This window comes from Burkholderia sp. BCC1999 (assembly GCF_905339975.1).
Classification (GTDB): Bacteria; Pseudomonadota; Gammaproteobacteria; order Burkholderiales; family Burkholderiaceae; genus Burkholderia.
The window spans coordinates 75,020-93,839 of record NZ_CAJPHP010000018.1; the positions used below are offsets into that span (position 1 = coordinate 75,020).

General features: G+C 68.9%; 16 protein-coding genes. 9 read left to right on the plus strand and 7 right to left on the minus strand.

The genetic code is table 11. The features are described from left to right. Nucleotides 1-4 precede the first annotated feature (4 nt). The 3 genes from U5809_RS24635 to U5809_RS24645 are packed head-to-tail and all read right to left on the minus strand — an operon-like array spanning nt 5 to nt 5,828. Nucleotides 5-1,570 carry an efflux transporter outer membrane subunit gene (locus U5809_RS24635; RefSeq protein ID WP_322088437.1) on the minus strand — a complete coding sequence of 522 codons (1,566 nt, stop codon included), beginning with the start codon at nt 1,568-1,570 and terminating at the stop codon, nt 5-7. 2 nt (nt 1,571-1,572) lie between these two features. Next, complete coding sequence (locus U5809_RS24640) at nt 1,573-4,722, minus strand: efflux RND transporter permease subunit (RefSeq protein WP_322088438.1); 3,150 nt, start codon at nt 4,720-4,722, stop codon at nt 1,573-1,575. After that, complete coding sequence (locus U5809_RS24645) at nt 4,719-5,828, minus strand: efflux RND transporter periplasmic adaptor subunit (protein WP_322088439.1); 1,110 nt, start codon at nt 5,826-5,828, stop codon at nt 4,719-4,721. Before U5809_RS24645 ends, U5809_RS24640 begins: the two co-directional genes overlap by 4 nt. A gap of 177 nt (nt 5,829-6,005) precedes the next feature. On the opposite strand from U5809_RS24645, the gene U5809_RS24650 reads away from it, so the two are divergent. Next, the gene (locus U5809_RS24650) at nt 6,006-6,626 is read left to right on the plus strand and encodes a TetR/AcrR family transcriptional regulator (RefSeq protein ID WP_282505085.1); all 621 of its coding nucleotides are present in this window, start codon (nt 6,006-6,008) and stop codon (nt 6,624-6,626) included. 27 nt (nt 6,627-6,653) lie between these two features. On the opposite strand, the gene U5809_RS24655 is transcribed toward U5809_RS24650, so the two are convergent. Together U5809_RS24655 and U5809_RS24660 are read right to left on the minus strand one after the other, a co-directional pair. Continuing rightward, complete coding sequence (locus U5809_RS24655) at nt 6,654-8,387, minus strand: ClcB-like voltage-gated chloride channel protein (RefSeq protein ID WP_322088490.1); 1,734 nt, start codon at nt 8,385-8,387, stop codon at nt 6,654-6,656. Between the two features lie 103 nt (nt 8,388-8,490). Further along, nucleotides 8,491-9,558: a YeiH family protein gene (locus U5809_RS24660; RefSeq protein ID WP_322088440.1), complete on the minus strand. Its 1,068-nt coding sequence runs from the start codon at nt 9,556-9,558 to the stop codon at nt 8,491-8,493. 112 nt (nt 9,559-9,670) lie between these two features. Between U5809_RS24660 and U5809_RS24665 the strand changes: the two genes are divergently transcribed. The 8 genes from U5809_RS24665 to U5809_RS24700 all read left to right on the plus strand — a co-directional run bounded on the left by U5809_RS24665 (nt 9,671) and on the right by U5809_RS24700 (nt 17,522). Further along, the gene (locus tag U5809_RS24665; protein ID WP_322088441.1) at nt 9,671-10,564 is read left to right on the plus strand and encodes a LysR family transcriptional regulator; all 894 of its coding nucleotides are present in this window, start codon (nt 9,671-9,673) and stop codon (nt 10,562-10,564) included. A gap of 160 nt (nt 10,565-10,724) precedes the next feature. After that, a complete protein-coding gene (locus U5809_RS24670) occupies nt 10,725-11,489 on the plus strand; it encodes a sugar phosphate isomerase/epimerase (RefSeq protein WP_322088442.1) in 765 nt (254 codons plus the stop codon). Nucleotides 11,490-11,517: 28 nt separating this feature from the next. Then, nucleotides 11,518-12,510 carry a sugar kinase gene (locus U5809_RS24675; protein WP_322088443.1) on the plus strand — a complete coding sequence of 331 codons (993 nt, stop codon included), beginning with the start codon at nt 11,518-11,520 and terminating at the stop codon, nt 12,508-12,510. A 168-nt stretch (nt 12,511-12,678) separates the two neighbouring features. Next, nucleotides 12,679-13,959: an MFS transporter gene (locus U5809_RS24680; protein WP_176047928.1), complete on the plus strand. Its 1,281-nt coding sequence runs from the start codon at nt 12,679-12,681 to the stop codon at nt 13,957-13,959. Nucleotides 13,960-13,962: 3 nt separating this feature from the next. Continuing rightward, nucleotides 13,963-14,928, plus strand: a complete 966-nt coding sequence (locus tag U5809_RS24685) for a D-glycerate dehydrogenase (protein WP_322088444.1) — start codon at nt 13,963-13,965, stop codon at nt 14,926-14,928. A 332-nt stretch (nt 14,929-15,260) separates the two neighbouring features. Next, the gene (locus tag U5809_RS24690; protein WP_322088445.1) at nt 15,261-16,304 is read left to right on the plus strand and encodes a LacI family DNA-binding transcriptional regulator; all 1,044 of its coding nucleotides are present in this window, start codon (nt 15,261-15,263) and stop codon (nt 16,302-16,304) included. A gap of 54 nt (nt 16,305-16,358) precedes the next feature. Next, entirely contained in the window at nt 16,359-17,147 is a 789-nt protein-coding gene (locus U5809_RS24695; RefSeq protein WP_322088446.1) for a YhfC family intramembrane metalloprotease, read from the plus strand. Between the two features lie 12 nt (nt 17,148-17,159). Further along, nucleotides 17,160-17,522, plus strand: a complete 363-nt coding sequence (locus U5809_RS24700) for a DUF3022 domain-containing protein (protein ID WP_322088447.1) — start codon at nt 17,160-17,162, stop codon at nt 17,520-17,522. Between the two features lie 33 nt (nt 17,523-17,555). On the opposite strand, the gene U5809_RS24705 is transcribed toward U5809_RS24700, so the two are convergent. Together U5809_RS24705 and U5809_RS24710 are read right to left on the minus strand one after the other, a co-directional pair. Beyond that, the gene (locus U5809_RS24705; protein WP_282505072.1) at nt 17,556-17,987 is read right to left on the minus strand and encodes a PGDYG domain-containing protein; all 432 of its coding nucleotides are present in this window, start codon (nt 17,985-17,987) and stop codon (nt 17,556-17,558) included. A 136-nt stretch (nt 17,988-18,123) separates the two neighbouring features. Continuing rightward, entirely contained in the window at nt 18,124-18,675 is a 552-nt protein-coding gene (locus U5809_RS24710) for a Spy/CpxP family protein refolding chaperone (RefSeq protein ID WP_176047934.1), read from the minus strand. Between the last annotated feature and the right edge of the window lie 145 nt (nt 18,676-18,820).

Consider the following 18,820-nt stretch of genomic DNA (forward strand, 5'->3'; position numbering starts at 1 on the left):
CGGCTTATTGCGGCGAAGGCGCGGCGTCGGGCGTGGCGGCGCGTGCTTCGTGGGCGGTCGCGCTGTCGCCGGCCGTGTTGCCGGTTTTATCGGTTTTGCCGTCCTTGCCGGTCGGCGGCGTGCCCATTGCCTGGTAAAGCCGTGCGGTATCGGCGAACCGCGCGCCGGTCGCGCGGATCTCGTCGAGCCGCGCATTGCGGTACTGCAGCTCGCTCGCGCGCGCAGCCGACGGCGGCAACGCGCCGAGCCGCACGCGGGCGGCCGCGTCGTCGTATGCGCCGCGCGCGGAAAGCGCGGCACGCGACGACGCATCGAGGGCTTCCGCATCGTGTTCGAGCGCCGCGAGCGAATCGGCGACGTTCTGGAACGCGCCGAGCACGGCCTGCTTGTATTGGTCGACCGCGGCCTCGTAGGTCGCCTTCGCCGCGCGACGCTGCGCGAGCAGCGCGCCGCCGTGGAAGATCGGCTGGCTCAGCGACGCGCCGACGTTCCAGATCGCGCCGGCGCCCGACAGCATCGTCGGCCAGCTGAAGCCGCCTTGTCCCATCGCCGCCGACAGCGACAGCTGCGGGAACATCTGCGCGGTCGCGAGGCCTACTTCGGCCGCCGCTGCCTTCAGCCCCGCATCGGCCGCCTGGATGTCCGGGCGGCTTTTCAGCAGGTCCGACGGCACGACGACGGGCACCTGTTCGGGCAGGTGCAGATCGGCGAGCGTGAGGTCGGCCGGCGGCTGGTCGGGCGTGCGGCCGACCAGCACCGCGAGCGCGTGGCGCGCCGAGTCGCGCTGCTGGCGCAGCGCGGGCAGGCTCGCCGCGAACGCGTCGGCGCTTTGTCGCGCGTTCAGCGCGTCGCTGCGCGATGCCGAACCGAGCGCGTAGCGGCGTTCGGCATCGTGCGCCTGGTCGTTCGCGAGCGCGACGAGCCGCTCGGTCGTATTGATCTGTGCGTTGAGCACCGACACCGTGATCGACGCGGTGACGATATTGGCGGCCAGCGCGCGTCGCGCGGATTCGAGCTGGAACGCGCTGACGTCGACGCGTTTCGAGAGCGCGCGGTTCGCGAAGCGCGACACGCCGAACAGGTCGACCGTGTAGCTCGCCTGCAGTTGCCCGACGAAGGTGTCGTACAGCAGCGTCGGCGCGCCGAGCGCGGGAATCGGCACGCCGAGCGCGCGCTGGCGCGTGGCCTGGCCGCCCGCGTCGATCGACGGCAGCATCGAGCTGCCGATCTGTCCGCGCAACTGTTCGCGCGCGGCATCCAGCGAATGCGACGCCGCGCCGAGCGTCGGGCTGTTGCGCAGCCCTTCGTCGACGAGCGCGTTCAGCGCATCGGAGCGGTACTGTTTCCACCAGTCGGGCACCGGCTGCGCGCCGACCTCGAACTGCTGCGCGACGCCTTGCGCGGCCACGGTCTGCTGTACTTGCGGCACGCTGCCGTAGTGCGCGGGCGACGGCATCGCGGGCGGCTCGCCGCTCGGCGCGAACCACGAACAGCCCGCGAGCGGGCCGGCGAGGCTCGCCACCGCGAGCGCCCGCACGGCTTTCGTTTTCAGGGTCATCGATCGATCCATGGTCAGGCTCCCGACGGCGCGGCCGGCGTGCTGCCGCCTGGTGGCGGGCCATCCTGCGGGTCGCGCTCGTCGCGCTTCACGCGGAACCACGTCGCATACAGCGCGGGCAGGTAGAACAGCGTCAGTACGGTCGCGCTCGTGATGCCGCCCATCAGCGCGGTCGCCATCGGCCCGAAGAAGTTCGAGCGCAGCAGCGGGATCAGCGCGAGCACGGCGGCCGCGGCCGTCAGCGTGATCGGGCGGAAGCGCCGCACGGTCGAGCCGATGATCGCGTCGATGCGGCCGTGGCCGGCGGCGATGTCCTGCTCGATCTGGTCGACAAGGATCACCGAGTTGCGCATGATGATCCCGAACATCGCGATCACGCCGAGCATCGCGACGAAGCCGAACGGCTGGCCGAACAGCAGCAGCGTGGCGACCACGCCGATCAGCCCGAGCGGTGCGGTCAGCACGACCATCAGCACGCGCGAGAAGCTCTGCAGCTGGATCATCAGCAGCGTGAACACGGCGATCGCCATCAGCGGCATCTGCGCGTTGATCGACTTCTGCGCCTTCGCGCTTTCCTCGACCGAGCCGCCGATGTTGATCTGATAGCCGACCGGCAGCTGCGCGCGCAGCGCGTTCAGCTTCGCGTCGACCGCGTGCGTGACGTCGATGCCCTGTGCGCCGGCGCGCACGTCCGACTGCACGGTGATGGTCGGCTGGCGGTCGCGCTCCCACACGACGCCGTATTCGAGCGTCGGCTTGAAGCGCCCGAGCGAGCCGAGCGGCACGGGGCCGTTCGGCGTCGGCAACGCGAGGCCGGCGAGCTTCGCGGGGTCGACGCGATCGGCCTTCGGCGCGCGCAGGTCGACCGCGATCAGCTTGTCGCGCTCGCGATACTGCGTGACGGTCGTGCCGGACAGCGTCATCGCGAGGAAGCTCGACACGTCCTGCGACGTGACGTTCAGCTCGCGCGCCTTCTTCTGGTCGATCTCGAAGCGCACCGAGCGCTCGGCCGGCTCGTCCCAGTCGAACTGCACGTTGACCGTGCGCGCGTCGCCGCGCATCGTCGCCGCGACCTTCTCGGCGATCGAGCGGACCGTCGCGATGCTGTCGCCGCTCACGCGGAACTGCACGGGATAACCGACCGGCGGGCCGTTTTCGAGCCGCGACAGGCGCCAGCGCACGGCCGGGAACTGGTCGCGCAGCGTGGTTTCGAGCCAGGTCGCGAGCTTCTCGCGATCCTCGACCGATTTCGCGGTGATCACGAACTGCGCGAAGTTCGGCAACTGCAGCTGCTGGTCGAGCGGCAGGTAGAAACGCGGCGCGCCGCTGCCGACGAAGTTCACCGAATGGTCGATCTCGGGGCGCTTGTCGATCACTTTCTCGAGGCGCTCGGTCTCGCGCAGCGTCGCCGCGAACGACGCGCCTTCGGGCAACCGCAGGTCGACCAGCAGCTCGGGCCGGTCGGAACTCGGGAAGAACTGCTGCGGCACCAGCGAGAAGCCCATCAGCGACACGACGAAGAGGGCGCCCGTGATCAGCAGCACGACGAAGCGCCGCTCGATGCACCAGTCGATCCAGCCGCGCAGCCGCCGGTAGAAACGGGTGTCGTAGATTTCGTGCTCGTGGTCGTCGGGCAGGTGCGCCTCGTGCGCGTGCCGCTTGCGCTCGGGCAGCATGTGATAACCCAGCAGCGGGATCAGCACGACGGCCGCGAACCACGACGCGATCAGTGCGATCGCCGACACCTCGAAGATCGAGCGCGTGTATTCGCCGGTGCTCGATTTCGCGAGCGCGATCGGCAGGAAGCCCGATACGGTGACGAGCGTGCCGGTCAGCATCGGGAATGCGGTGCTGGTGTATGCGAACGCGGCGGCGCGCGCACGGGTGTAACCCTGTTCGAGCTTCACGGCCATCATCTCGACCGCGATGATCGCGTCGTCGACGAGCAGCCCGAGCGCGAGCACGAGCGTGCCGAGCGACACCTTGTGCAGCCCGATGTCGAACATGTACATGAACAGGGCCGTGACCGCGAGCACGACCGGAATCGAGATCACGACGACCATCCCGGTGCGCAGTCCGAGCGACACGAGGCTCACGACCAGCACGATCGCGACGGCTTCGGCGACGGCTTCGAGGAAGTCGTCGACCGAATGTGCGACCGCGTGCGGCATGCTCGACACCTCGACCAGCTTGAGGCCGGCCGGCAGTTGCGCCTGCAGGTCCTTCGATTCGGCGTCGAGCGCCTTGCCGAGCCGGATCACGTCGCCGCCTGGCTGCATCGTGACGCCGATGCCGAGCACGGCACGGCCGCTTGCGCGCATCTGCGTGACGGCCGGGTCGTCGTAGCCGCGCTTGACGGTCGCGAGATCGCCGAGCCGGAACGTGCGGCCGTTGATGCGGATCACCGTATCGGCGATCGCGTCGACGTTGTCGAACTGGCCGCTCGGCCGCACGAACACGCGATCGTCGGCGGTCGTCAGCACGCCGGCCGACGAGATGTCGTTCTGCGCGTTGATCGCCTGCCCGAGCTGCTGCGGCGAAATGCCAAGGCGCGTGAGCTGCGCGTTGTTCACCTCGATGAAGATCCGCTGGTCGGGGTCGCCGAAGTAGTCGACCTTGCCGACGCCCGGCACGCGCAGCAGCACGGTGCGCAATTGATCGGCGTAGTCGTGCAGTTGCGCGGGCGTGAAGCCGTCGCCTTCGAGCGTCCAGATGTTGGTGTAGACGTCGCCGAATTCGTCGTTGAAGAATGGGCCCTGCACGCCGGGCGGCAACGTATAGCCGATGTCGCCGACTTTCTTGCGGATCTGGTACCAGGTCTCGGGCACGTCCTTCACCGGCGCCGAATCCTTCATCGTGAAGAAGATCAGCGATTCGCCGGGGCGCGAATAGCTGCGCAGGAAGTCGATGGCCGGCGTTTCCTGCAGCTTGCGGCCGATCCGGTCGGTCACCTGTTCCTGCACCTGCCGTGCGCTCGCGCCGGGCCAGAACGTGCGGATCACCATCACGCGGAACGTGAATGGCGGGTCTTCGGACTGCGCGAGGCGCGTGTAGGCAAGGATGCCCGCGAGCGTCGCGAGCGCGATCAGGTAGACGACGAGCGCCTGGTGGCGCAACGCCCACGCCGACAGATTGAAACGGCCTTCTTCGTGCGGCGTACTCACGATGCGAAGTCCTCCGGATGCAGCGGCGCGATCGGGCGTACCTTCTCGCCCGCGCTGACCGTATGCACGCCCTGCAGCACGACGCGCTCGCCCGGCTGCAGCCCGTGCGACACGGTCACGGTGCGCTCGTTGAAGCGCGCGACCTCGACGCGGCGCAATTCGAGCGTGTCGTCCTTCGTGCGCACGACCCATACGGCCGGTTGCGCGCCGTCGTGGAACAGCGCGGTCGCGGGCAGCGTGACCGGCTGTGCGTCGCCGGAGGCCGGCGCGCCGTCGAGCGCGACGTTCGCGGTCATCCCGAGCCGGATGGCCGGGTCGGGTGTGGCGAGCGTCAGCTTCACGCGATAGGTGCGGCTTTGCGGATCGGCCGCCGGCGCGATTTCGCGCACCTTCGCCGCGAACTGGCGGCCCGGCAGCGACGGCAGCGTGACGGTCGCCGCGTGGCCGGGCGCGAGCGACGCGAGCGCAGCCTCGGGCACGTCGCTGACGACGTCGACATCGCCCGACCACGCGAGCTGGTAGACGGGCTGGCCGGCCGACACGTTCTGGCCGGTATCGGCCTGTTCGGCGGTGATGTAGCCAGCGTGATCGGCGACGAGTGTCGCGTAGCGGAGCTGGTTCTTCGCGAGCGCGAGCTGCTGCTGCGCCTGGTCGCGCTGCGCGAGCGCCGACGTATAGCTGTTCTGGGTCTGTTCGAGTTGCGCGGTCGCGATCAGGTTTTCTTGCGCCTGCGCGCGATCGCGGTCGAGCTGCTGCTTCGCGAACGCGAGGCTGTGCGTTGCGGCATCGAGCTGCGCCTGTGCGCTCGCGGCGTTTTTCTCGACATCGGACGGATCGAGCAGTGCGACGACCTGGCCGACCTTGACCGTGTCGCCGAGGCGGACCTTGCGCTCGACGATCTTGCCGGCGATGCGGAACGACAGCGGGGTGGCGTAGCGCGGCTGGATGTCGCCGGGCAGCGTGCGCGCGGCCCCGGCGGTGTCGGCCTGCGCGGGCAGCGCGACGACGGGGCGCGGGGCGGGCGGCGCGGATTCTTTCGGGTGGCAGGCGGCAAGGACGAGCGCGGCGCCGATCAGCAGCGCGGCGCGGGAACCGGAGCGATTCACGAAACCCCCAGGTGAGGTGGAGCGGAACGAAGCCGGCAAGCGCGGCGGGCGCTTGCCCCAAGCGGCGCCGGCAGGGCGCGCGCACAACAGATTCAGAAACTGTGGCGAATTCTAATACATACCTGTATCTGAATGCAAAGATGAATCTGAAAGGGAAAGGGTGCTAGACTGCGCGCCATGAAACCACAGCGCTTAACTCGCGAGCAGAGCAGGGACCAGACGCGCGAACGTCTGCTGAAAGCCGCGCATCGCATTTTTCTGAAGAAAGGCTATGTGGCCGCGAGCGTCGAGGACATCGCGGCGGCGGCCGGCTATACGCGCGGCGCGTTCTATTCGAACTTCCGCAGCAAGTCCGACCTGCTGCTGGAATTGCTGGAGCGCGATCACGCGGAGGTGCGGGCCGACTTCGAGGCGATTTTCGAAGGTGGCGGATCGCGCGAGCAGATGGAATCGATGTCGCTCGCGTATTACCGCACGCTGTTTCGCGACGACGAATATTCGCTGCTGTGGGGCGAGGCGAAGCTGCAGGCGGCGCGCGACGCGAAGTTCCGCGTGCGCTTCAACCAGTTCCTGCATGGCAAGCGCGTGCAGATGGCCGAGTTCATCCAGCGCTTCGCCGAACGGGCCGGTACGCCGCTGCTGCTGCCGGCCGACACGCTCGCGTTCGGGCTGATGTGCCTGTGCGACGGCGTGCAGTCGTACTACACGGCCGATCCGCAGCACGTATCGGCCGACGTGGCCGAATCGGTGCTGGCGGGATTCTTCGCGCGGGTCGTGCTGGGGCGCGCGCCGGACTGACCGGCGCGGGCGATGCGGCGGCGCGCGTCAGCGCTCGCCGGTCATCCTGCGGTACGCGTCGAGCAGCGAGGTCTTGTAGACGACCCCCGCGAGCGTCGGCTCGGCTTCGCTTTCGATCACCGGCAGGCGTTCGCCCTGGAACGCCATGAAGCGTTCGAGCGCGGTGGCGAGCGGCATGTCGGGCGTGAGGAGCGGAAACGGCGTATGCGCGTAGTGCGCGGCCGTCTTGTCGGTCGTGTCGCGCTTGTCGAGCAGGTCCGACGTGATGTCCTTCAGCGCGACCGCGCCGCGAAACCGCCCGGCATCGTCCGTCACGTACAGGTACTTCACCGGATATTCGAGAAACACGCGCGTCATGTCGGCGACGCTCGCCGTGAGCGGTACGACCGTCTGCGCGGGCTGGATCAGCTCGCGCATTTGCGTGGTGCGCAGCCGCAGCCGCTCCTGCGCATCCTGCTGGTGATGCTGCATGATTTCGTACATCGACGTCGTGCCCGTCGCGCGCGCGACGAAATACGCGAACACGCACGACACCAGCAGCGGCAGCACGACCTGATAGCTCAGCGTCATCTCGAAGATCATCAGGATCGCCATCAGCGGCGCCTGCGTGGCGCCCGCCATGAACGCGCCCATCCCGACGATCGCGTAAGCGAAATAGGCCGACGTATGGCCGGGCCACACCGCTTCCATTGCAAGACCGAACAGCGAGCCGAACACCGCGCCGACGAACAGCGTCGGCGTGAACACGCCGCCGATCGCGCCCGAGCCGACCGTGGCGGAGGTTGCGATCACCTTGAACACGAGCACCGCGACGAGCGCCTGCCAGGTCCACGGCGAATGCAGGATCTGGTTCACGACGCTGTAGCCGTTGCCCCATACGTCCGGCGTCCACACCGAGATCACGCCGACGACGAGGCCGCCGAGCGCGAGCCGCGCGGGCAGCGGCATTGGCAGCCGCTTGAACTGGTTCTTCGACGCGTCGAGCAGGTGCAGGAACTGCGGCGCGAGCACGCCGCACAGCGCGCCGAGCACGACGAACAGCAGGACCTCGGGGCCCGTGACGGCCGGAAACACCGGCATCTCGTACGGCGGCTTGTAGCCGGCGAATTCGCGCATCACGATGTTCGCGACGACCGACGCGACGACCATCGGCCCGAAGCTCTCCATCGCGATCGTGCCGAGCACGATTTCCGACACGAAGAACGCGCCGGCGATCGGCGCGTTGTACGCGGACGTGATGCCGGCGGCCGCCCCGCAGGCGACCAGCAGGCGCAGGCGCGGCGGGTCGAAGTGCACGAAGCGGCCGACGAGCGACGCGGCGAGCGCCGCGAGCTGCACCATCGGGCCCTCGCGGCCGATCGAGCCGCCGCTGCCGATCGTCAGCAGCGACGACACGCTGCGCCACAGGCTCTGCCGCACGGGGACGACGCCGTTGCCGAGCGCGACCGATTCCATGTAGTCGGTCTTGCCGGCCTGCTTGTCGCCGCGCGTCGCGAGCAGCAGCACGCAGCCGGCGAGGAAGCCGCCCGCGGCCGGCATCCAGAACCGCACGTACCACGGCAGGCGCTTGGCCATCTGCACGAAGCTGCCGCTTTGCCCGGAGATCAGGTGCTGCATCAGGTCGATGCCTTCGCGGAACGCGATCGTGGCAAAGGCGCCGCCGACGCCGACGATGGCCGACCAGATCAGCATCGTATGGGCGTCCGACAGGCGGAACAGCTTTTGGGCGCGAGTGCGCAGCTTCAGCAGGAACGAGAGCACGGCTGAAAGAGGGCGATGGAAAACGACGCGAAGCATAGCATTGCGCCGCGCCCGCGGGACCATCCCGTCGGGCGCGGCGCGCGAAGTGTCACGGGCGGGCAACTCAGCCAAGCCAGTGCTGGACGCCCCAGGTGATCCCGTAGCCGCCGACGATCAGCCATACGTACAGGATCAGGCCGGTCATCAGCGCCCGCGGGCCGGCGGCGCGGATCTGCGCCACGCGGGTTTCGATGCCGAGCGCGGTCATCGCCATCGTCAGCGCGAAGGTGTCGAGCACGTTCAGCGTATGCGTGACGTCCGTCGGCAGCACGTTCAGCGAATTGACGATCACGAAGCCGAGGAAACCGAGCGCGAACCAGGGTACCGCCACCTTGCGCTTGTCTTGCGCGCCGCCGGCCGTTGCGCGAGCCGAGCGGGCGAGCCACCAGCCGAGCACCAGCAGCACGGGGACCAGCAGCATCACGCGCGTCATCTTGACGATCGTCGCGACGTGCGCGACCTGCGGGCTGATGTCGCTCGCCGCGCCGACCACCTGCGCGACTTCATGGATCGTGCCGCCGAAGAACAGCCCGAGGCCGGCCGGATCGAGGTTCAGCAGCCCGGCGTGATAGGCGATCGGGTACAGGAACATCGACAGCGTGCCGAACAGCACGACGCTGCCCACGGCCATCGCGCTCTGGTGCGGCTTCGACTGCAGCGTCGATTCGAACGCGAGCACGGCCGCCGCGCCGCAGATCGCGCTGCCGGCAGCGGTCAGCAGGGCGGAATCGCGGTCGAGCTTCATGATCTTCATGCCGGCCCAGGTGCCGATCACGAGCGTGCTGACGACGACCAGCACCGACACCGTGAGGCCCGGCAGGCCGACCTGCGCGATTTCCTGCAGGCTCACGCGCAACCCGAAGAACGCGACCGCGATGCGCAGCAGCTTGCGCGCGGAGAAGTTGACGCCGGCCGCCCAGCTGGCCGGCATGCCGTCGCGCAGCGCGTTGCCGTACAGCGCGCCGGCGACGATGCCGACGATCAGCGGCGACAGGCCGAGCCCCGCGATCGCGGGAAGCTGGGACAGGCTCGTGACGGCGGCGGCGAACAGCGCGACGAACAGCACGCCGTTCAACTGGCCGCGCACCGACGGCGCGGCATGGCTGAGATGGGGAGTCGGAGCAGTGGACATGGAAGCACCGTGATGGAACGTGTTGCGATGCTGTAATCCTAATTTCGTTATATCTATATGAAAAATTGTGATTTGTGACGTAAACTATCCGGAAAGCCGATAATTTATCCCAATGACCCCGGATCAACTGATAACGTTCGCCGCCGTTGCCGAACACCTGAACATCAGCCACGCCGCCGTGGCGCTGCATTTGTCGCAGCCGGCCGTGTCGGGCCAGTTGCGGCTGCTGCAGGACGAATTCGGCGAGCCGCTGTACCAGCGCGACGGCCGCGGCATCCGCCTGACGCCGGTCGGCGAGCAGCTCGCGCAGTACGCGAAGGCGCAGCGCGACACGTTCGCGCAGGCGCGTGCGTTTCGCGACGCGGTGCGCGGCCTCGAGGCCGGCACGCTGCGCATCGGCGCGAGCACGACGCCCGCGAGCTACCTGCTGCCTTATCTGATCGCGGCGTTCCAGCCGCTCGCGCCGCGCGTGACGATCCAGACGATGAGCGGCAATACGGCCGACGTGGTGGCCGCGCTGGCGTCGCTCGACATCGCGCTGATCGAGGGGCCGCCCGGCGAGGCGCTGCCGCCCGGCACGGCCGTCCATGCGTGGCACGAGGACGAGATCGTCGCGATTGTGCCGGCCGGCCATCCGCTGGCCGCGCCCGGCTACGACGCGGGGGTGACGCTCGACGCGCTCGCCGCGCATCCGCTCGTGTTGCGCGAGGAGGGCTCCGCCGTGCGGCAGCTCGTCGAGCGCGCGTTCGCGCAGGGCGGCGCGCCGATGCGCGTCGCGTTCGAGATCGCCGGTGTCGAGGCCGTGAAGGAGGCCGTGCGCGCAGGGATGGGCGTCGGGTTCGTGTCCGCGATGTCGCTGCGTCATCAGGATGCGGCGCTGGTGCTGCGCTCGTTCGCGCCGGCCCCGCTCACACGACATTTCTCCATTCTGGTGCCGCACGGCGGCGCGCCGTCGCGCGTGGCCGCCCAATTCCTCGACATGAGTCTCGCGCAGGATCTCGCCTGAGCGGCCGAAGCCGCCCCGGGAACACGTGTTGCGCGCCGTCGGGCCAGGTCCTGCGTGGTGCACTATCTTAGGGATTTCCTCTATGGCGTGGGCCTGACGCGAGGCGCACCATCCGTCTCAAGCAAATGGAACCGGTTCCATTCCGGTTAAAAAGGGCAAAATGGCAGACATCGTGATCGTGGCGAGCGCATTCGGGATGGACCGCGTGCGTCAGGAAGGCCACAGCGCATTCGTCGCAACCGTGGCGGCATCTGGTGCGACCGGTTTCGAGGTGCGGCGCGAACTGTTCGCGTCGGACGACGACGCGACTCCCGGCGCGCTGGCCACGCTCGGCGCGCAGATCGCCGCCCATGGGCTGTGGTCGGTCTACTCGACGCCGGCGACGCTGTACACGGAAACGGGCGCGCTCGACGCGGATGCATTGCGCGACGCGCTCGCGGAAGCCGACGCGCTCGGCGCGCGCTTCGTCAAATTCCAGCTCGGCGGCTTTACCGGCGATGCGCACGCGGCCGACATCGTCGCGCTGTCGCGCGTCGCGAAGGCCCGCGTGGTGGTCGAGAATGGTCAGCTTCCGGTCGGCGGCGCGCTCGCGCAGTTCCGCGGGCTGTTCGACGCGCTGGCCGCGGCCGGCCTGCGCGACGCGCTCGGGATGACGTTCGACATCGGCAACTGGCAGTGGCCGGGCGAAGCGCCGCTCGATTGCGCACAGGTGCTCGCGCCGCATGTGGAATACATTCATTGCAAGGCCGTCGAAGGCGAGGGCGCGCGCCGTTTCGCGGCCGCGCCGGCGCCGGACGACGCGCTCGTGACCGGCGTGCTCGCGGCGCTGCCGCCGTACGCGCCGCGCGGCATCGAGTTTCCGTTCGACGCGGCCGACCTGGCGGGCGATGCATGCCGCCGTGTCGCGTGGCTCGCGACCGCGTGATGGCAGAAGGATCCCGAGGAGTTCATTCATGAAAGCAGCACTCGATGTCGTGACCTACGGCGAGGCGATGGCGATGTTCGTCGCGACCGAGCCCGGCCATCTCGCGCACGCGGGGCAATTCACGAAGCGGATCGCGGGCGCCGACCTGAACGTCGCGATCGGCCTGTCGCGGCTCGGCTTCCGGGTCGGCTGGATGAGCCGCGTGGGCAGCGATTCGTTCGGCGGCTACGTGCTCGACACGCTGGCGCGCGAAGGCATCGATGCGTCGTGCGTGACCGTCGATCCGCGTTACCCGACCGGTTTCCAGCTGAAGTCGCGCAACGACGACGGCAGCGATCCGACCGTCGAATATTTCCGCAAGGGCTCGGCCGCAAGCCACCTGTCGTGCGACGACTACGTGGCCGACTACGTGCTCGGCGCGCGCCACCTGCACCTGACGGGCGTCGCGCCGGCGATTTCCGCGACGTCGTGCGAGCTGGCGTTCCGGCTCGCGCGCGAGATGCGCGCGGCCGGCAAGAGGATCTCGTTCGACCCGAATCTGCGCCCGACGCTGTGGCCGTCCGCCGACGTGATGGCGAAGACGCTGAACGCGCTCGCGACGCTCGCCGACTGGGTGCTGCCGGGCCTCGCCGAAGGGCGGCAGCTCACCGGGCACGACACGCCTGCCGACATCGCGGGCTTCTATCTCGCACAGGGCGCGCGTGGCGTCGTGATCAAGCTCGGCGCGCAAGGCGCGTATTTCCGCACGGCTGACGGCCGCGAGGGCACGGTCGTGGGCGAGCGTGTCGAGCGGGTGGTCGACACGGTCGGCGCCGGCGACGGTTTCGCGGTCGGCGTGGTCAGCGCATTGCTGGAAGGCCGGAGCGTCGAGCAGGCCGTCGCGCGCGGCAACCGGATCGGCGCGCTCGCGATCCAGGTGATCGGCGATTCGGAAGGGCTGCCGACGCGTGAAGCCCTCGACCGGCTCGAAAATGTCAGCAATCGCGCCGATCGCTTAGAGGAAACCGTCACCGCGCAATGAGAGGCCGGACACGGCACAATCCGCGGATCCATTTCGTGCGCGACGCACACGTAGTTTTGTTCGAGGCCGGAACCAGCGCTGAAGCGCCAGGCCCGGCCGACTCCCTAAAGGATGGGGCCGTGCCGGGCGCTGAAGCGCCAGGTCCGGCCGACATACGGAGACACTCTCATGGCAGCCAATCTTGCAGCCCGACGCTGGTGGACGATCATGCCGATCGTCTTCATCACGTACAGCCTCGCTTACCTCGATCGCGCGAACTACGGGTTCGCGGCGGCGGCCGGCATCAACCAGGACCTCGGGATCAGCAAGGGCCTGTCGTCGCTGATCGGCGCGCTGTTCTTCCTCGGTTACTTCTTCTTCCAGATCCCCGGTGCGATCTATGCGGAACGCCGCAGCGTGAAGAAGCTCGTGTTCGTCAGCCTGATCCTGTGGGGCGGCTGCGCGGCGCTCACGGGCGTGGTCAGCAACATCCCGTCGCTGATGGCGATCCGCTTCGTGCTCGGCGTGGTCGAGGCGGCCGTGATGCCGGCGATGCTGATCTACATCAGCAACTGGTTCACGAAGAACGAGCGCTCGCGTGCGAACACGTTCCTGATCCTCGGCAACCCGGTCACGGTGCTGTGGATGTCGATCGTGTCGGGTTATCTCGTGCATGAATTCGGCTGGCGCCACATGTTCATCGCCGAAGGCGTGCCGGCCGTCATCTGGGCCGTGTGCTGGTGGTTCCTCGTGCAGGACAAGCCGGCCGATTCGCCGTGGCTCACCGCGCAGGAAAAACGCGACCTCGACGCCGCGCTCGTGGCCGAGCAGGCAGCGATCAAGCCCGTGCGCAACTATGGCGAGGCATTCCGCTCGCCGGCCGTGATCAAGCTGTGCGCGCAGTATTTCTGCTGGAGCATCGGCGTGTACGGCTTCGTGCTGTGGCTGCCGTCGATCGTCAAGAACGGTTCCGACCTCGGGATGGTCGCGACCGGCTGGCTGTCCGCGCTGCCGTATCTCGCGGCGACGATCGCGATGATCGCGGCATCGTGGGCGTCCGACAAGGTCGGCTCGCGCCGCGGCTTCGTGTGGCCGTTCCTGCTGATCGGCGCGGCTGCGTTCGCCGCGTCGTACGCGCTCGGCTCGTCGCATTTCTGGATCTCGTATGCGCTGCTGGTCGTCGCGGGCGCCGCGATGTATGCGCCGTACGGCCCGTTCTTCGCGATCGTGCCGGAACTGCTGCCGAAGAACGTCGCCGGTGGCGCAATGGCGCTGATCAACAGCATGGGCGCGCTCGGCTCGTTCGTCGGCTCGTACTTCGTCGGTTACCTGAACGGTGCGACCGGGTCGCCCGTCGCGTCGTATGCATTCATGAGCGCCGCGCTCGTCGCCGCGGTGATCCTCACGCTGTCCGTCAAACCCCAGGCGCGCGATGCGCATCCGCTCGCCGCGCCGCTGCAAGGAAAATGAAACATGAAGCCCCGTATCGTCGCGTACAAGCCGCTGCCCGATGACGTTCTCGCGTACCTGCGCGAGCATGCGGACGTCGTGCAGGCCGACGGCGCCGACGCACTGGCCGCGGCACTCGGCGACGCGGACGGCGCGATCGGCGCGAGCCTGAAGGTCACGTCGCAGATGCTCGACCGCGCGCCGCGGCTGAAGGCGTGGTCGACGATCTCGGTCGGCTACGACAACTTCGACGTCGCCGATCTGACGCGCCGCGGCATCGTGCTCGCGCATACGCCGGACGTGCTGACCGAGTCGACCGCCGATACGGTGTTTTCGCTGATCCTGGCGTCCGCGCGGCGCGTGGTCGAACTGGCCGAGTGGGTGAAGGCCGGGAACTGGCATCGCAGCATCGGCCCCGACCTGTACGGTACCGACGTGCAGGGCAAGACGCTCGGCATCGTCGGCCTCGGGCGGATCGGCGGCGCGGTCGCGCGCCGCGCGGCGCTCGGCTTCCGGATGCAGGTGCTGTACGCGAACCGCTCGGCGAACGCTGAAGCCGAGACGCAATACGGCGCGCGGCGCGTGACGTTCGACGAACTGCTCGCGCAGTCGGATTTCGTGTGCCTGCAGGTGCCGCTGTCGCCGGACACGCGTCACCTGATCGGCGCGCCCGAATTCGCGAAGATGAAGCGTGGCGCGATCCTGATCAACGCGTCGCGCGGGCCCGTCGTCGACGAAGCCGCGCTGGCCGACGCGCTGCGCGCGGGCACGATCCGTGGCGCGGGGCTCGACGTGTTCGAGCAGGAGCCGCTGCCGGCGGATTCGCCGTTGCTGCAGATGAAGAATGTCGTCGCGCTGCCGCATATCGGCTCGGCGACGCACGAGACGCGCCATGCGATGGCGCGCTGCGCCGCGGAAAACCTGGTCGGCGCGCTGGCCGGCACGCTGCGCACGAATCTCGTCAATCCGGACGCGCTCGCACACGCCTGAGCGGCCTCGGGCAACCGGTCGGTGCGGCGCCGGCGCGGTTAGAGTCGATGATCGTGGTGCGGGAGGGCTGGCTGCGTTATGATCGCCCGCTCTCGTCGCATCGACGGCCCGGCTACACTGCCGGTGGCGTCGCGCGGCGGGGATCCGCGCCAGGTCCGGGCGGCCGACTGCCGTTGCACGCGACTGACTTGCGCGGATCGACCGCCAGACACGGGGCCAGCGCAGGCGCAGAAGCGCTCAGACAGAGGAGTCCGCCGGGTGGCTTACGTTTCCAACAACAAAGGTCCGTCTGCTCACGAAGCGGCGCGGATCGTACGTCGCGAGGCACGACAGTGACCGATTCGCAACCTTCCACGACGCGTCCGGCGACGATCAGCGACGTCGCGCGCGAGGCCGGCACGGGCAAGACCAGCGTTTCGCGCTATCTGAACGGCGAGACGCATGTGCTGTCCGTCGATCTGCGCCAGCGGATCGAGTCCGCGATCGCGCGGCTCAACTACCGGCCGAACCAGATGGCGCGCGGGCTCAAGCGCGGCCGCAACCGGCTGCTCGGCATGCTCGCGGCCGACCTGACCAATCCTTACACCGTCGAAGTGCTGCAGGGCGTCGAGGCTGCGTGCCATGCGCTCGGCTACATGCCGCTCATCTGTCACGCGGCGAACGAGGTCGAGATGGAGCGGCGCTTCCTGCAGCTGCTCACGACCTACCGTGTCGAAGGGCTGATCGTCAACGCGCTCGGCGCCGACGAAGACGTGCTGCGCCCGCTGCGCGGCGCGGGCATCCCGGCCGTGCTCGTCGACCGGACGGTCGAGGGCTTCGAGGCCGACCTGATCGGTCTCGACAACGCCGATGCGATCGAGATGGCGCTCGCGCACCTGGTCGAACACGGCTTCGACGCGATCCATTTCGTCGTGCAGCCGTTCGAGCGCGTCAGCTCGCGGCGCGTGCGCGAGGCCGCGTTCCGTGCGGCTCTGGACGCGCGCGGGCTGCCGGTGCCGCCGACGGTCGTGCTCGACCTGAACGCGCCCGATGCCGCCGCGGCGGCGCTTGCCGACGTCGACACCCGCATCGACGACGCGGCACGGCGTGGCGTGCGCGCGGCGCTGTTCGCCGCGAACGCGCCGGTCGCGCTCGCGATCGCGCGCCACCTGCGCGCGCGTTTCGGCGCTGCGTGGCAGCAGAAGGCGGCGCTGCTGTCGATCGACGATCCGGAATGGGCCGAGCTGATCGGCATCACCACGATCCGTCAGCCGACCTACGAAATCGGCTACAAGGCCGTCGAGTTCGTGCACGAGCGGATCGACGGCGCGGCGGGCGACGTGCGGGTCGCGATGCTGCCCGGCGAGCTGTGTGCGCGCGCGTCGACCGCAAGCTGAGTATCATTCGGGGCACGCAGCGCGTCAGGTGCGCTGCCCCGAACAAGGAAATACATGACTGTCGCTCCCGTCACGCTGGCGCTGCTGATCGCCGCCACGCTGATCATCGCGCTGCTGCCGCTCGTCCTCTACCGCATCCTGCGCAAGCCGCTTGCGCTCAACCGCCGCGACACGATCGTCGGTGTCGCCGTCTTCACGTTGTTTGCGATGATCGTCGAGCGCGCGTTCCACGGGCTCGTGCTGAGCCACACGCCGGAGGACGGCTGGCTGACGCAGCCGCTTGCGTTCGTCGCGTACGGCGCGCTCGCGACCGCCGTATTCGAGGAAGTCGGCCGCTATCTCGGGATGCGTTTCCTGAACCGTCGTTATGGCGAATCGGCCGGCGACGGTCGCGGGATCGGCTACGGGATCGGTCACGCCGGTGCCGAAGCCTGGTTCGTCGGCGTGCTCGTGTGGGGCCAGTGGTCGTATCTCGCGTGGCTCGCGAGCCGCGGCCAGCTCGAGACGCAACTGTCCGATCTGCCGGTCGACACCGTGGTGCGGCTGCACATGATGCTCGCCACGTTGTCGGCACAGTCGATCCTGCTGTTGCTGCTCGAACGCTGCGCGGCGTTCGCGGTGCAGCTCGCGCTGTCGGTGCTGGTCTGGCGCGGCGTGCGCGCCGGCCGCGCGGCCGTGTTGCCGCTGGCGATCGTGCTGCATGCGCTGGCGGCCGCGCCGACGCTGTTGTACCAGGTGCGCGTGCTGCCGGCCGCGTGGGTCGAGGCCGCGTATTTCGTGATGGCCGCGGTGCTGGTCGTCGTGCTGGTGAAGACGTGCCGGCCGTCGCGTGCGGCGGCCTGACGGGAGAGCGCAATGGACGACTATCTGATCGAATGCCAGAGCGCGGAATTCGACGTGCTCGCGCGCGTGATCTGCGATCTCTTCCCGGAGCAGACGCGCTTTGCCGAAAGCAGCGATGCGCGCGGGCGTTTCCTGTCCGTGCACTGGCTTGCGATGCGTTTCGGCGCGACGCCGAAGCGGATGACGCTCGCGATCCGCATCGTGCCGGCGGCGCTGGCGCGCTACCTGGTGCTCAAGCCGATGCAGCGCGCGCGCAGCCATGCGGTGCTGCATGCCTATACGGAAGCGATGCTCGGGTCGCTCGAGGAGCGGCACGCGGCCGGTGAGGCCGTCGAGCGCGACGCGGAACTCGAACTCGACGAAGACTTTGCGTGAGCGACGGCGCCGGCCTCGTGCCGGCGCGGCGGATCATGCGTCGCGGTAGACCTGCGCGAAGCGCTGCGCCTGGACGACGCCATAGTCGCCGGGCGCGTATTGCATGACCCAGTCGCCGGCGACGCCGCGCAGCGTGTCGCCGTTTTCCGAGCGGGCGATCGCAAACGGCTCGTCCATCCGGCGGGCGAGCACGACGGCCGGCCGGTTCCGGTAGGCGCCCGGCGCGCCGTGCGCGAGTGCCGGATCGGCGGGCAGGTATTTGGCGTCGAAGCGTGCGCGCGACACGACCCAGCGATCGCCGGTCGAGCCGGTGATCAGCGCATCGCCCGCCACATAGCGGTTCGGGCCTTCGAGGCTCATCAGTTCGCCATCGGCATCCGCGAAAGCCACGGCGACGGTTTCGTCCTTGACGACGCGACGGGCCTGCGGATCGGTACGCAGGTCGAGGTGCTTGAGTTCGAGCATGGCGGGGAGGTGCGGGAAAGCTGGAAAAGCCGGGAGCTTATCCCGAATTCGGCGCGCCGTGTGGCGCGCCGATCGCCGACAGACGCGCGGCGCCGTCCGGCCCGGGCGGGCAGGTACGGCGTCGGCGGAGTGGGCGTCAGGGCTGTGCGGGTGCGCTGGCGGCCGGCGCGGCTGCCGCCTTGCCTTCCTTGCCCTTCGCCTTGCCCTTGCCGCGGTGCTCGCCGCCGTGGTGCAGCCAGCTGCGGAACGTCGTGTCGGCCAGCGCCTTCTGCTCGGCCGGGAAGCTCTCGTAGAGCGGCGCGAAGGCGTCGGCGAGCTTCTTCGCGCCGTCGGCGTTCGCCTGCGACAGTTCCGCGTACTGCTTCATGTCGTCGATCGCGGAGACGTCGTGCTTGGCCATCCGTTCGCTGTAGAGGCGGCCCATCGTCGCGCCGTTGTCGCGCATCGTATCGGCGAACGTCTTCCATTGCGGTTCCTGCGCCGACGTGATCTTCAGCTGGTCGTGCAGGTACTTGATGCGCTGCTCGATGCGCGCTTCGTGGTGTGCCGCGCGCTGCTCGGCGCTCGGGGCCGACGCAGCGGCCGTCGTGGCCGCGGCCTGGGCGGGCGCTTGCGGCTGGGCCGGGGTTTGCGCAAACGCGCTGGCTGCAACGACGAGCGTAGCGAGGGTGAGCGAGATTTTCTTCATGGTTGGCTCTCCGGGGTGGTGTCGTGCGAGCGGGCGCGGCGGCAACTGCCGCAAGCGCGCATCTCGCGTCGCATGCTATTAGTAGCACGTTGCGTGCAGTGCAGCGGTGAATGCGACACTTGCTTACATCCGATACGAATCGAAA

Excerpts from the sequence above, each read along its gene's own strand:
- U5809_RS24635 (WP_322088437.1), bottom strand. The coding sequence starts at position 1,570 with ATGGATCGATCGATGACCCTGAAAACGAAAGCCGTGCGGGCGCTCGCG.
- U5809_RS24650 (WP_282505085.1), top strand. The coding sequence starts at position 6,006 with ATGAAACCACAGCGCTTAACTCGCGAGCAGAGCAGGGACCAGACGCGC.
- U5809_RS24660 (WP_322088440.1), bottom strand. The coding sequence starts at position 9,558 with ATGTCCACTGCTCCGACTCCCCATCTCAGCCATGCCGCGCCGTCGGTG.
- U5809_RS24665 (WP_322088441.1), top strand. The coding sequence starts at position 9,671 with ATGACCCCGGATCAACTGATAACGTTCGCCGCCGTTGCCGAACACCTG.
- U5809_RS24670 (WP_322088442.1), top strand. The coding sequence starts at position 10,725 with ATGGCAGACATCGTGATCGTGGCGAGCGCATTCGGGATGGACCGCGTG.
- U5809_RS24675 (WP_322088443.1), top strand. The coding sequence starts at position 11,518 with ATGAAAGCAGCACTCGATGTCGTGACCTACGGCGAGGCGATGGCGATG.
- U5809_RS24680 (WP_176047928.1), top strand. The coding sequence starts at position 12,679 with ATGGCAGCCAATCTTGCAGCCCGACGCTGGTGGACGATCATGCCGATC.
- U5809_RS24685 (WP_322088444.1), top strand. The coding sequence starts at position 13,963 with ATGAAGCCCCGTATCGTCGCGTACAAGCCGCTGCCCGATGACGTTCTC.
- U5809_RS24695 (WP_322088446.1), top strand. The coding sequence starts at position 16,359 with ATGACTGTCGCTCCCGTCACGCTGGCGCTGCTGATCGCCGCCACGCTG.
- U5809_RS24700 (WP_322088447.1), top strand. The coding sequence starts at position 17,160 with ATGGACGACTATCTGATCGAATGCCAGAGCGCGGAATTCGACGTGCTC.
- U5809_RS24705 (WP_282505072.1), bottom strand. The coding sequence starts at position 17,987 with ATGCTCGAACTCAAGCACCTCGACCTGCGTACCGATCCGCAGGCCCGT.
- U5809_RS24710 (WP_176047934.1), bottom strand. The coding sequence starts at position 18,675 with ATGAAGAAAATCTCGCTCACCCTCGCTACGCTCGTCGTTGCAGCCAGC.